The sequence below is a fragment of the Caminicella sporogenes DSM 14501 genome, from assembly GCF_900142285.1.
Classification (GTDB): domain Bacteria; phylum Bacillota; class Clostridia; order Peptostreptococcales; family Caminicellaceae; genus Caminicella; species Caminicella sporogenes.
The window spans coordinates 112747-126073 of sequence record NZ_FRAJ01000005.1; the positions used below are offsets into that span (position 1 = coordinate 112747).

The following is a 13327-nucleotide window of genomic DNA, read 5'->3' on the forward strand; positions in this document are numbered from 1 at the left end:
TACCTATAAATCTTTATAGATTTATAGGTCTTACCCGATACTTCTATTATGAGGCTATAAGCCTGCATAACTCGAAGTCGCTTTCTACTTTTATAGGATTGCACAGCTTAACATTAAGCCAACGATTTCCACCTCCTATTTTATAATTTTGCTGTGCTTTTTTATTGCCAAGTAAACATATATTTCTTGCTCCATTTAGGTCAGCATTGATTATTATGTTTATAACTTCATCTTTAAATAACCCTCGCTTAACTCGCTTTCCACCCAATGCATTAGTTAAGTCTAGGTTGTATTGTAAAAACTTTTGTATTACTTTTATATCTTCTGTTAAGCTACTTACTTTAGATGTATAACTTTCATCTACAAATTTTACTTTTATTCCATAGTCTTTTGCTTTATATTCTATGTACCTTAATAATTTCCCAAATGGTATTTGTATAAAATTTTGCTTTACAGCTTTATTTAATTTGCATTTACCATTATTTTTTAGATTGTTTAAATTATTTGATAGGATTATTTCTGTTACGTTATATTTTTCTAGATATTCTAATACTCTTTTGCTAATCTTGTGAAATTGGTCGCAAAAATACCTATTTCTTTTTTCATAAAGATATGTTCTGTATTTCTCTAAATACCTTTTTCTGTTTTTGTCTTTTGTAGTCGATATTTCTTTATTTAACTTCCCTATAAATCTATTAAAGTTAGCATTGTATGTTTTATATTTTTTACCATCTATTATTAAACTTGGCGTTTCTTTATCGTCTACATATATGCTTAAAAGATTGTTTATCCCTATATCTATCCCTGCACTTTTATAGGGCTTTTCTTTTATTTCTTTTTCTTCTTTCTCATATATAAAAAGTAAATACAGCTCATTGTTTGAAAAGTTAAGATGTACTGCTTTAATTTTTTTTAAACTTCCTACTACTTTTTCTAATTCTTTATGGTTTATATATGTTCTTATCATTTTATTGTTAAGGTTTATTCCTATCTGATTTTTTCTTTTTAATGAAAATCCTTTATAACTATCTAATGGAATTGTATAGTTTGTTAGTTTTGACAGCTTTTTAGGTTTAGGCGGTCTTGCTTTATAATCTCCATTTTTTATTTTTGTGAAATATCCTTTATACTCAGATTTAACTCTTTTCATTATTTCTACTAAATTATGAATTTTAAGATCTTTAGATAGTTTTATTAAGTCATTCATTATTTGATGATTTTTATATTTATTTCTGATATAAGTTAACTTTTCTTCTAGCTTTTTCGGAGTAGTTCTTCTAAATAACGCTCTCATTATTTCATAGTCAGTTAACAACCTAAAATCTCCTATATTCTGCTTATAGTCTTGATTAAGGAGTATTATATACATGTTTTCAAAATGCCTATACTTGTAAATATAATCTATAACCTTTGATTTGAATTTTTTGTCTTTTATTCTCATTTTGTATGTTCTTATATTTTTATTTTCAGCTATAGATTTACTCATTTTCTTTTAACTCCTCGATTATTTTCTTTCTACACACGCCTTCTGTAATAAAAGAAGGTTTTTATAAATTTTATAAATATTCTTTAACTGTTAATCAACCCCCATTAAATAAATAATTATTAAAATTATAATCTATTAAGCAAAAAATAACAAACTTAATGCCATAACACCCATTCCAGAAATAAGTCCATAGATAGCTACATGATGTTCTCCATATTTTTCAGCCGTTGGAAGCAATTCATCTAATGAAATATAAACCATAATTCCTGCAACACTTGCAAATATTAAACCAAACATAGCATCATTGAAAAACCTAATCAAAATGAAATAGCCTACTATTGCTCCCACAGGTTCAGAAAGGCCTGAAAAAAAAGAATATAAAAAAGCTTTTTTTCTATCTCCTGTTGCATAGTAAATAGGTACAGAAACTGCTATTCCTTCAGGAATATTATGTATTGCTATAGCAATTGCTATACTAATTCCTAATGTATTATTTTGCAAAGCACTCGTAAATGTTGCTAATCCTTCGGGAAAATTATGAATTGCTATAGCTAAAGCTGAAAACAAACCCATTCTTAGCAGTTCAAAATCTTTTATATCATCCTGCATATCACCTACATCACGCATTTCATGTGGATTTTCAATACTTGGCACAAATTTATCAATAATTGCAATTAAAGCAATTCCCATAAAAAAGGCAATTGTAGTAATCCAATATCCCTTAGTTTCTCCATAAATAATTTCTAAAGAATCCCTTGCTTCTGAAAAAATTTCAATCATAGAAACATAAATCATTACTCCTGCAGAAAATCCTAAAACTGCTGATAAAAATTTTTTATTCGTCTGTTTAGTATAAAAGGCTAATGCACTTCCTATACCTGTAGATAATCCTGCAAATAGTGTAAGCCCAAAAGCAAATAATACATTTGTCATACTTATATTCATATTTATTTCTCCTCTTACTTAAAATGCATCTTTTTTCCTTTTAAATTATAAATTCAATATTTAAATTTTTTAATAAAAATAAAGTCTATATTAATTTTACCCAAATTAATATAGACGAAACAATTTAATCTTTTACTCATTAAATAGTTTCTTTACATTCTTTGCTACTCTTTCTGCAAATATTTCAACTCTTTTCTTTTGGTCTTCATCTCCATCTTTTATGCATACAGCACCAAAATGAGTATACGGTTTTCCTTCACTAGAACCTACTGAATATACAAACATTCCCTTTACTAACAACTCACTTAACAATGCCAATTCTGCATTATCTGCTCCACCGCCAAGATAATTTTCAGTAGCAAATACACAACCTACTTTTCCTGCCAATTTAAGTTTACACGTATCTAACCATTTTTTCATTTGCCAAGAATATGAACCTGCATATGTAGGAGTTCCAAAAAATACTGCTTTAGCATCTTCAATAAATTCTTTATCAACGTTATCAATTGACATACATTTTGCCTCAACGCCTTCTATTTTTTCTACTCCCTTTGCAATGAGATTTGCTACTTTTTGAGTATTTCCTGTTTCACTATGATAGATTATTGCTATTTTCATTTTTATATCAACTCCTTTAAATTTTTTCTTACGGTTACATCTTTCCAAAACTAAAAAGTATTTTAATTACCATTATCTGATGCTTTATTTTTGCAAAATCTTCTGGTTTCATTATCAAAACATTCATATCATCTTCTATCTTATTTATTTTTTCTTTAACTATATTTAAATTTACTTTTAAATTTTGTTTTTTCTCATTTAATGTTAAAACAAGTGCTCCATTCTCAAATACTTTAACTTCTCTATCAAATTTATCTTTAATAAATTTTTCTATATAGATTTTAGCATCATTTAAATCTCTAAATAATTGAACAAGTTTATCCTCTTTATAAACTTCTACATTATAAAATTTACTATAATCTATAGCCTTTTTAAGAAGATAAAGAGGAACTTTTTTTACTGACAAATAAATTTTTTTAAAATCTCTTTTTTCATCGTATCCATTCCATGCAAGTTCGAGTGTTATTGATGGCTTTTTTAATTTATATGCTGTCCAGTCCGCATATCCCATTCTTGTATCCCAGTATCTTAATGATTTACTTAACTTAGGAATTGGTTTAAAACCTGTTATATTTTTTAAACCTCTAGTAATATCATAAACTTCATCTAAATAAATACCTTTTTGATTTTTATACCAAAATAATACACTTCCTTGCGTATGATATGCATAATATCCTAAACATGGAGTATTTAATGTAAATTGTTCAAGTGCTTTAACCTCCGGCTCTGAATGAGGTTTAAAACCTTGAAAATGATCATTTGAAGGCCTTCTTCTAATAAATCTACTTGGTATACCCCATAATACATTCCATTGACGATTTAAATCAATTCCTCGTATATTTGCTTTCCAATCCATTATATTTGATTTCCAACTAGGATCTTTTTTTACTCTTATATTTTTTAAATTTTTAAGTAAGTTTTTATCTCTAACTGCTTTTTTACCATAAAATGTATAATCTACTCCATCGGGATTTGTCATTGGAATAAAATAAATTGAAGCTTTATCTAAAAGTTCTTTTAAATTGTATCCTTCAAAACTAACTCCTTCTTTATATGCTTTACAATAATCTTTTATATTCTGCAGTAAAACTTTAGCAGTTATCCTTTCCCTTGCATGAATCGCACCTATTATAATTATCCCAATATTACTTTTTCCTAGTTTGGCTACCCACAAATCTCTATTATCACAACTTTTTCCTATACTATAAACTGACAAAATATCACTATATTCTTTCTCAAACATTTTAAGTTGTTTTGTAAGTTCTGTATAATCTATATCTTCTTTTATTAAATCATCGGCATAGACAGAAAACACACCTATAATCATATAAACTATTAAAAAATAAAGTATCCCCTTAAACCTCAAACCCCTTGCCCGTTACCAAATACCTATAAAATTTATAATTTCATAGGATTTAATATCTATTCTCTAATAGTTTTTTATTTTTTCACTATGCCATTTACAATTTTTAATATAATTTAACTTTTAAGAAAGTAGATATTTAATTGTTTTAGTTCTTTATCTTTAATTTAAAGGTATCTGTAACGGTTTTCCCTCCTTTCCTATCTTTATTTTATTCATACTCTATAAGTAAATTAGTAAATTATAACTATTTCACAATATATATTATAGCATAAAATAGTAATTTGCATTATTAACCAAAAATAGTTTTAAATTACTTTTTAATTTAATAATATATTTTAATAACAAAATTTAATACAAATATATACAATTTTTTATTTTTACCGATATAAAGTATATAAATATTTTTAATGGAAATGATTTGTTATAAAAAATTTAATTATTATTTTTTATATGGTCAATAAATAAAAACCAGAAAGACAGATATTAATTATTCATCTACTCTTTCTGGTTTTTAATATTTTTTAAACAAAAATCATTTATTTTTACCTTTTTTTAATATACTAATTTTTCTTCCTTCTTTTCTCCACTGTGCAAATTCAGCAACAGCAGTAAAAAGTACATCTGTTGATGAATTAAGTGCAGTTTCACAAGAATCTTGAATTACTCCTACAACAAAACCTACTCCAACTACCTGCATTGCTACATCATTTGGAATACCAAACAAACTACATGCAAGAGGAATTAATAGTAGTGAACCACCTGCTACCCCAGAAGCTCCACATGCACTAACAGCTGAAAGCAAACTCAATATCAATGCTGTCCCAATATCTACATCAATACCTAAAGTATTTACTGCAGCAAGTGTTAATACTGATATTGTAACTGCAGCACCAGCCATATTTATAGTTGCACCAAGTGGAATTGATACTGAATAAGTATCTTTATCTAGTCCCAATTCTTCACATAATGCCATATTCACTGGAATATTTGCAGCTGAACTACGTGTAAAAAATGCTGTAATTCCACTATCTTTTAAACATTTAAATACAAGTGGATACGGATTTTGACGAATACTAATAAATGCAATAATAGGATTTACAACAAGTGCTATAAAAAGCATACTACCAACTAATAATACAAGTAATTGTGCATAATTTACTAAAGCTGCCATACCATTTACAGCTATTGTATTAAACACTAATCCCATAATACCAAATGGTGCAAAATTAATCACCCATTTTACTATTTGAGATAATGCATCTGCTATATTACTAATTACTATTTTAGTAGTTTCAGGAGCATTTTTAAGTGCAAGACCAAGAAGTAGTGCCCAAGCTAAAATGCCAATATAATTTGCATTTGAAAGTGCTTTTATAGGATTATCAACTATATTCATAAGTAATGTTTTTAATACTTCAGTAACTCCTCCAGGTGGTGAAAAGTTTCCAGTCCCTGTTCCAAGTCCAAGTTTTAACGTTACAGGAAACATAAAACTAGCTATAACAGCAACAAGCCCTGCTAAAAAAGTTCCTAAAAGATAAAGAACTATAATTGACTTCATATTAGTTTTTTGACCACTCTTGTGCTGAGAAATAGCTGACATTACTAAGAAAAATACCAATATAGGTGCAACAGCTTTTAAAGCCCCTACAAACAATGAACCAAAAATAGAAATTGGTTTTGCCGCATTTGGAATAGTATTAGCTAAAATAATGCCAATGATTAAACCTATAATAATTCGTTTAACCAAACTCAATTCAGTCCATTTCTTCAATAAACTTGCCATTTCTTTCCTCCTTTTTTGGTATAATCTTTGTTAAATATAAAAATCAATTTTCAATAAATGAAACAAAAACATACAACAAACGATTTCCTAAAATGTTACTAAATTTTAAAATTTAAACTCAACTAAAAGTTTAGCATAACTTTTAATTTATTACAAGTATTTAAAATTATTTATTTCAAAATGAACTACCTTAAGATTTTATACAGCAAAATATAAAAAAATACCCCTTTATGTATTAAAAGAGGTATATATTTTTTTATTAATCTATTTCTTTAATTATTAAACTTTTTATATCTGATATTAACTTATTCCAAATAAATTCATCTAAATTATTATTATTTTCAACTATCAATTCAAATTTATCTGTTAATCTTATACTATCTTCTACTATGAACAAATCATTTACTCCAGCATAAAAAGAACGGCGATTGCCAAATATCTCACAAAAATTTACCTTGATATTATAATTTTTATATAAATAATCTGCAACATCATTAAGTTTATCTTTCAATGTGCTGCTCTTATCAAAATCTTTCAATTTTTTATAAATATAAGTCTCTCTCTCCATTTGAAACCCTCTCATAATATTGATTAAATTTTTCTACCAAATTATGCTGTTGAAAAAATGGTATCGTTTTAATTTCTTCAATTTCTTTTAATAATACTTTTTCACCTGCTATCTTTGTTTCTTCTGAAGCATAATCATCAAGATATTCTCTAAAAGTAAGCACAGCATTTAATTTGCAAAATTTTCCTTCAATGCACTCTTTTAATAATCCCATTATTTTATCTCCAGTTCTTCCACATCTATATCCTGCTGTGCAAAAAGACGTTATCAATCCCATTTCTGCAAGTTCTCTTATTACTTCATCTAAACTTCTCGTATCTCCAAGCATGAATTGCTGCTTATCTTTTTGCTGTAAATTAGTATTTTCACTATATCCTCCAATATCTATCTTAGTTGATGCATCTGTTTGAGTACATCCAACTTTTATTACTTCTCTTCTTATTTCAGGTTTTTCTCTAGCAGTTATAATTAATCCCGTATAGGGAACTGACAACCGTAATACCGTAACTAATTTTTTAAATTCTTCATCCTTAACCAAATACTCTGAATTTGTACTAAGCTTTGACCCAGCAGCAGGAGTCAACCTAGGAAAAGAAATAGTATGCGGACCAATATTAAATTGTCTTTCTAAATCAATAGTATGATATAAAAGTCCCATAACTTCAAAACGCCAATCATATAATCCAAATAATGCACCTATCGCTACATCATCAATCCCTGCATCCATTGCTCTATGCAGTGAGTATAACCTCCATAAATAATTTGATTTCGGACCTGACGGATGCAATTTTTTATATAACTCATGATTATACGTTTCTTGAAAAACTTGATAAGTCCCAATGCCCACTTCCCACAACTTACGTAAATCTGCTATTGACATTGGAGCAGCATTCACATTTACTCTTCTAATATTTCCATATCCATGCTTTGCTTTTTTCTTAACACTATATATTGCTTTAATTGACTCTGCTATATAATTAGCATCAGAAAGAGGGTGTTCTCCATATACTACAATCATTCTTTTATGTCCCTCATTAATAACAGCTTCTGTTTCCTTCTTTATTTCCTCCATATTTAAAATTCTTCTTTTTTCTTCGCTATTTTCTTTTCTAAAACCACAATACAAACAATTATTAACACAAAGATTACTGCAATATAGTGGTGCAAAGAAAACTATTCTATTATCATAAACTTTACGCTTTACTTTATCAGCAGCTTCATAAAGTTCTTCCCATAAATCTTCATCTTTCACATTTAATAATGCAGCCGTTTCATCAGGTTCTAATCTAGTTATTGAAAGAGATTTTTGTATAATATCTCTTATAAACTGTTTATCTGGCTTTCGATTGCTGTATAACTTATTATAAATCACTTCTTCATCGATAAAATCTCTCCCGTTTACCAAATACTTATCAATTTCCTCTTGCTTTATTACTTTTGCTGCCCACTCGTCAGCTTTTAATATTGACATTAACTTCCTCCCCCTTTAATATTTTAAAGTTTGTTTGTTAACAAACTTTTTTTCACAAATTATATCTCTTTTTTTGAAATAGAAGTTTTAACTGTCACCCCTTTTATATTTCCTAGCTTTCCCGTTAAACTATTTATATCATTAATCGTACCCATAACAACTATTGATATTACTGATATTCCTAATTCATCATAAGGAATACCCATCCGCCCCTTTATTATATCTTTAAAGTTAGATACTATTCTATTAAATTCTCCTTGAGTTTCCGTTGGATTTTCCAAAATTGCACTTATAACTGCTATTCTTCTTTTCAATTTTCATTCCCCCTAAAAATTCAAAATTAAAAATATTTATCCTAACAAAACAAAAAACTTTCCATGAAAGGAAAGTTTAAAAAATTCCCTCCACAGATTAGAAAACTCTTTTCTGTAAGGTTTTATATATATTTTTCAAATCTTTTAAGATTACTCTCAAAAGATTTGAATTTTTTTAATTTTATATACATTTTTATTTTAATAGTTTTTATTTTCCATGTCAATATTAGGAAAGACATAAAATCTCAATAAAAATTTTACATTTAAAATTAAAAAAGCCCATATCAACCTAACACTTTTTAACTATATGTATAAATCTATTTATCATCTTCAGTATTATATTCTTTATTATCTTCTAAAACATTTGACTTTGTAATTTCTTGCCCAGTTTCTTGTTCTTTAAAAATTATTTTTGAAGAAATATATGGTGTTAATTTTACGCCTATAATAACAAATATTGCTATAATAAAAGTTTCTATTCCTGCTCTAATGCTTATACTTTTCATAATTAAGGCAGAAATAAAATCTGTCATTACACAAAAACCAAGTGTCCCCCATACTCCTGCCTTATCAAAAACATATACCATTATCATCAGTAAAGGAATTGATATTACTATTCCCAATAAGATAGTATATAACATAGAAGTACTTGAATGTTTACTTATAACATGCATCATTCCTGCCATCCTTGGACATACTACAAAAAATGCAAAACCAATACTTGCTATTATATTTTCTTTTGTAAATCCTAATTTACTTTCCACAGTTATCACCTTCTGTAAATTTATAATAATTCAACTATAAAATTTGATACTGCTGGTGCTATTTTTACACCTAATATAACAAATAAAGCAATAATAAATGTTTCTATAGCAGCTTTCTTACTAATTTCTTTCATAATTAAAGTAGCAATAAAATCAGTTAATACACAAATAACAATAGCACCCCATATTCCAAGATATTCAAACATTATTAACATCAATAATAATAAAGGTATAGATATTAAAGTTCCTACTAAAACTGTTCTCAATATCGAAACATTTGAGTGCTTATTAATAATATGTATCATCCCTGCCATCCTCGGACAAACAATAAATAAACCAAAAGCAATACTTGATATAAGTATTTCACTTGTCATCATTACCCCTCCAATAGATAATCATAAACACCTATTTACTTTTATTTTTCAACAATACATTTCAGTAACTAAAATTTTTTGAACAAGAATACAACTTTAAGCGCCTCCTTTTTAAAACATCAAAGCGTAAATAATAATGATTATCTTTATCATTTATGTTTCGTTATCATTATAACATAATAATTTTTATATCACAACAAAAAAGACACTTGCTAAATTAGCAAATGCCAGAAATTTATTTTTTCTTTATTTTAATTTTTAAATTCTTTTGAAATTTTTTTCTCATATTTTATATAAAACACTAAAAATACTTATTTACAGTAATTTTTAAATATTTTTTTTAAATATTCACTATCACTTTTCATAGCTTTATCATATATTGTTTCACCATTTGAAATAATTATATAAGGGTCTGCACCTGCCTCTAAAAGTATCTTTGCCATATCGCAATTATTCATAATAAAAACAATTTCTAAGGGATATTTCCCTTTAGAATCTTTTTGATTTATATCTACCGATTTGCTCATAACTATTGCTCTTACTAAATCAATATCATTTTCTAAAATCCTTTTTGTTAACTCATCAATAGTATAATGTACTTTTTTATCATTTTGTTTATTAGCAAAATTTAAAACAAAATTTTTGTCTTTATTTTCAGTAATCTCAACTTGTTTTGTAGTAGATTTACTGCTAAATATCAAAATCGAAACAATAATAGCTGAAATTAATGAAAATATCATAAGAAATTTTAATCTTCTTTTTATCATTTCTACCATCCTTTAGAAAATTACATTTAATTATTTACTAAACATTAATAACTACTAAGATTTTGAAATACTTTTAATTAATTCACGATAGTTAGTTATACTTTTAAAATATAATGCACTAAAAATTAATAACAATAATAATATACTATATATACTTATAATTTTCATTTTGTCATTTTTTTTAAGTTTAAAATAAGATTTATTTTTATATTTTTTAGTAAAATCATAAGTTTGATATATGCCTATTGCAAAACTAATCCACAATATAACTTTTGATTTTAACCTTTCTGCTGATATACACAAATATAATAAAAATGGCAATCCTATGTAACATATGATAGGAGATGCTGTTTCTGCTATATGTCCTCCATCAAAAGGTTTTACAGGAATTAAATTTATTAAATTTATCACTATTGAAGTAAAACTTAATACAAAAAATGTAGTCTCTCCTGTAATCCAATAAATTATATAATAAAAAAGAGCAAGTAGTCCTCCAAACAAAGGACCTCCTATTGCAATAATCGCATTTTCTTTACAATTTTCAACTTTCTCATGAACTATATATGCTCCAAAAGGGGTAAATCCTCCAAAAATAACTTTTCGATTTAAAAATTTTGCTGCAAAGCAGTGTCCTAATTCATGTACAATTAAAATGAAAATATATCCTACTGCGTAATAAAAATTAATAGCCCCTCCTAATATTACTACTGTTAAAAGAATTATCAAAACATTAAATATTACCTTTTTAAAGCTTAGTTTTTTTGCTAAATCTATACTACCTTTCATGTCTTTTAACTTCCTTTTCCAAATATTATTATTAAAAGTTTTTATTTAAAGTTTAAAACTACTTCTACATATGTTCTTAAAACCTCACCAACTGACCATGCTTGAGCTACACAGCCTCTTGGATAATGAGGTTTATCTCCATCAAATATTTCTGATATATTGCTAATACAAGCATCTTTCATATGATAATAAAACTCTTCAAGCATATATTTTGCACTAAGTTTACTTTCTTTAGAATAATTATTTACTTTTACATATGCTTCAACAAAAGGTCCTATCAACCAAGCCCAAACTGTTCCTTGATGATATGCCCCATCTCTCTTTAGAACATCTCCACCATATTTCCCTATATATTCTTTATGTCTTTTCGATAAACTCCTTAATCCAAATGGAGTATATAATTCTTCATGTACTTTCTCTACTATTAACTTTTCCTTTTCTCTATCAAGAATTGAAAATGGTAAACTCACAGCCAATATCTGATTAGGTCTAATCATATCTACCGGCTTTTTATCTTGTATAACATCATATAAATATTTACCCTTATCGTTCCAAAACTTCTCTACAAAACTTTTTTTAGCCTTTTCTGCTAATTTTCCATATTCACTACCATCGTATCCTAATCTATTAGATATTTCTTCCATGATTTTTAAAGCATTATACCAAAGAGCATTAATTTCAACTGCCTTTCCATGTCTTGGAGTAACTACCCAATCTCCAACTTTAACATCCATCCAAGTTAACTGCGTACCTTCATCTCCAGCAGATAAAAGTCCATCATCATCCATATAAATATTGTTTATCGTACCTTTTACATGATGCTTTATCATATCTTCAAGATGTGGATATATCTCATCTTTGATAGTTTTTAAATCGTTAGTATACTTAAGATATTTATATACTGCATAAAAAAACCACAGTGACCCATCCGCTGTATTATATAAAGGCGGAGTATTCTCATCTGGAAACATATTCGGTATTATTCCATACTTAATATATTTTATAAATGTTAATAAAATATTTTTTGCATCATCAAATCTTTTAGTGGTAAGAGTAAGCCCAGTAAATGCTATCATCGTATCTCTTCCCCAGTCTGTAAACCAAGGATAACCTGCGATTATCGTTTTAGTTTTTGTCGATGACCTTCTAACTATAAAACTGTCACTTGCCAATACTAAATTATTTAAAAAACGATTTGTATACCCTGCTCTATCTATTAGTTCTATACGCCTTTTCTTTTCATTCTCGATTATTTCTTCTGCTGTATATTCAGCACTATCCTCTATTGTAGCTAAAAAAGTTATAGTGTACTTCTTATGTGGTTCCATTTCATAATAAAAAATACCCGGTATAAAATGAAAATCAATACTTTCAAGCCCTCTATAATTTTCATTTTCATAGAACATAGGTAAAGACCACTCTTCATTTGCCTCGTATATACAATTTGAAATTATTTTCAAGTTTAAACCTGTACTCTTTTCAATTAATTTTAAAGCTCTTCTTTCATAACTTTGGTTATATTTAAAACTACCTTTTTTACTAACATCATGATGATTCCTAAAGTTTATATATGGAGTAAATGTCATTTTTACTTTTTTACTCCCGGTATTTATTTTGTATACAACAGCTACAGTATTTTTCTCATACTCCATTGCCAATTCTTTGCTAATAATAACATCTTTTACTCCATAAATAAACTTTGGAATAGGATAACTATTAAATCTTCTTAATTGTAAATATCCGTCATCTATCTTTTCAATAAACTGATTGGAAAATAATTTATATTCTTCACCTTCTATTTTTAATGTTTCATCTATTTTCGATAATAATAAGTATCTCTTTATTGGATGCTCTAATGAAGCATTAAGCAACCCATGATATTTTCTGATATTTGCTCCAATTATAGTAGATGAACAAAAACTGCCAAGCCCATTTGTAATTAAATATTCTTTTTGTATTCCATCATCAAAAGTCTTCCAATTTGAATACCCTAGTTCCACTTTTCCACCTTCTCGTTCCTTATTATAATGTTAAAACATTGCTAGTACTAATCAACTCTCTCTTTGTTGTTTTTTTAACAAA

The 13327-nt window shown here is 27.1% G+C and carries 13 protein-coding genes; all 13 read right to left on the reverse strand.

Annotation, left to right across the window (positions count from 1 at the left end; all coding sequences use genetic code 11):
- Window positions 1-46: 46 nt before the first annotated feature.
- Entirely contained in the window at window positions 47-1486 is a 1440-nt protein-coding gene (locus BUA90_RS03640; RefSeq protein ID WP_072966036.1) for an RNA-guided endonuclease TnpB family protein, read from the reverse strand.
- Between the two features lie 135 nt (window positions 1487-1621).
- On the reverse strand, window positions 1622-2419 hold the full coding sequence (gene zupT / locus BUA90_RS03645; protein WP_200793480.1) for a zinc transporter ZupT: 798 nt from the start codon (window positions 2417-2419) through the stop codon (window positions 1622-1624).
- A 144-nt stretch (window positions 2420-2563) separates the two neighbouring features.
- On the reverse strand, window positions 2564-3049 hold the full coding sequence (locus BUA90_RS03650; protein WP_072966038.1) for a flavodoxin family protein: 486 nt from the start codon (window positions 3047-3049) through the stop codon (window positions 2564-2566).
- A gap of 34 nt (window positions 3050-3083) precedes the next feature.
- Window positions 3084-4415 (reverse strand): M14 family zinc carboxypeptidase, encoded by a 1332-nt coding sequence (locus tag BUA90_RS03655; RefSeq protein WP_207647559.1) that lies wholly within the window; start codon window positions 4413-4415, stop codon window positions 3084-3086.
- 532 nt (window positions 4416-4947) lie between these two features.
- Window positions 4948-6201, reverse strand: a complete 1254-nt coding sequence (gene sstT / locus BUA90_RS03660) for a serine/threonine transporter SstT (RefSeq protein WP_072966040.1) — start codon at window positions 6199-6201, stop codon at window positions 4948-4950.
- Window positions 6202-6460: 259 nt separating this feature from the next.
- A complete protein-coding gene (locus BUA90_RS03665) occupies window positions 6461-6769 on the reverse strand; it encodes a hypothetical protein (RefSeq protein WP_072966041.1) in 309 nt (102 codons plus the stop codon).
- Complete coding sequence (gene hydG, locus BUA90_RS03670) at window positions 6744-8240, reverse strand: [FeFe] hydrogenase H-cluster radical SAM maturase HydG (RefSeq protein WP_072966042.1); 1497 nt, start codon at window positions 8238-8240, stop codon at window positions 6744-6746. The genes BUA90_RS03665 and hydG overlap by 26 nt, the downstream gene beginning before the upstream one ends.
- Before the next feature lie 59 nt (window positions 8241-8299).
- On the reverse strand, window positions 8300-8554 hold the full coding sequence (locus tag BUA90_RS03675) for a TM1266 family iron-only hydrogenase system putative regulator (protein WP_072966043.1): 255 nt from the start codon (window positions 8552-8554) through the stop codon (window positions 8300-8302).
- A 317-nt stretch (window positions 8555-8871) separates the two neighbouring features.
- Entirely contained in the window at window positions 8872-9318 is a 447-nt protein-coding gene (locus tag BUA90_RS03680) for a hypothetical protein (protein ID WP_072966044.1), read from the reverse strand.
- Window positions 9319-9338: 20 nt separating this feature from the next.
- Window positions 9339-9692 (reverse strand): hypothetical protein, encoded by a 354-nt coding sequence (locus BUA90_RS03685; protein ID WP_072966045.1) that lies wholly within the window; start codon window positions 9690-9692, stop codon window positions 9339-9341.
- 311 nt (window positions 9693-10003) lie between these two features.
- Complete coding sequence (locus BUA90_RS03690) at window positions 10004-10459, reverse strand: ankyrin repeat domain-containing protein (protein WP_072966046.1); 456 nt, start codon at window positions 10457-10459, stop codon at window positions 10004-10006.
- 54 nt (window positions 10460-10513) lie between these two features.
- Window positions 10514-11245: a site-2 protease family protein gene (locus BUA90_RS03695; protein ID WP_072966047.1), complete on the reverse strand. Its 732-nt coding sequence runs from the start codon at window positions 11243-11245 to the stop codon at window positions 10514-10516.
- Window positions 11246-11286: 41 nt separating this feature from the next.
- Window positions 11287-13245, reverse strand: coding sequence for an amylo-alpha-1,6-glucosidase (locus BUA90_RS03700; protein WP_072966048.1), 1959 nt, complete (start codon window positions 13243-13245; stop codon window positions 11287-11289).
- Window positions 13246-13327 lie beyond the last annotated feature (82 nt).

Coding starts and splice junctions, on each gene's coding strand:
- BUA90_RS03640 (WP_072966036.1), bottom strand. CDS start 1,486: ATGAGTAAATCTATAGCTGAAAATAAAAATATAAGAACATACAAAATG.
- zupT (WP_200793480.1), bottom strand. CDS start 2,419: ATGACAAATGTATTATTTGCTTTTGGGCTTACACTATTTGCAGGATTA.
- BUA90_RS03650 (WP_072966038.1), bottom strand. CDS start 3,049: ATGAAAATAGCAATAATCTATCATAGTGAAACAGGAAATACTCAAAAA.
- sstT (WP_072966040.1), bottom strand. CDS start 6,201: ATGGCAAGTTTATTGAAGAAATGGACTGAATTGAGTTTGGTTAAACGA.
- BUA90_RS03665 (WP_072966041.1), bottom strand. CDS start 6,769: ATGGAGAGAGAGACTTATATTTATAAAAAATTGAAAGATTTTGATAAG.
- hydG (WP_072966042.1), bottom strand. CDS start 8,240: ATGTCAATATTAAAAGCTGACGAGTGGGCAGCAAAAGTAATAAAGCAA.
- BUA90_RS03685 (WP_072966045.1), bottom strand. CDS start 9,692: ATGACAAGTGAAATACTTATATCAAGTATTGCTTTTGGTTTATTTATT.
- BUA90_RS03690 (WP_072966046.1), bottom strand. CDS start 10,459: ATGATAAAAAGAAGATTAAAATTTCTTATGATATTTTCATTAATTTCA.
- BUA90_RS03695 (WP_072966047.1), bottom strand. CDS start 11,245: ATGAAAGGTAGTATAGATTTAGCAAAAAAACTAAGCTTTAAAAAGGTA.